Here is a 300-nt window from a genome sequence, read left to right on the forward strand (position 1 = left end):
TGATGAGAGCTCCACACAAAATAATAATCCTCGTCACCTGTTCGTAAAATCGCCACGCGCATCAACGCATCCCGGGATAAATCGAATCCGGCTGCCTTGTCCTTGCGAATAAATTCCTTCACATACGCGTCACGCTCCTGCTCATTCAGATGACGCAAATCTTCACATCTAAAACCAACATCCTTGCGGCGGAAAATGACCTGCACAGGCTCATCCTGCCAATCGCTGATGAAATTAGCTCTAAATATCTCATGCCGCTGCGCCAAATGATTCAAGCTATCTTGGAAAATATCCGCTTGG

General features: G+C 47.0%; 1 protein-coding gene. It reads right to left on the bottom strand.

The genetic code is table 11. The features are described from left to right. On the bottom strand, positions 1-300 hold a 300-nt coding region (locus G9G54_RS24990; protein WP_165179964.1), incomplete at both ends, for a condensation domain-containing protein.

Origin of the sequence: Paenibacillus sp. EKM212P (genome assembly GCF_011066115.1) — a bacterium.
Lineage (GTDB): Bacteria > Bacillota > Bacilli > Paenibacillales > Paenibacillaceae > Paenibacillus > Paenibacillus polymyxa_B.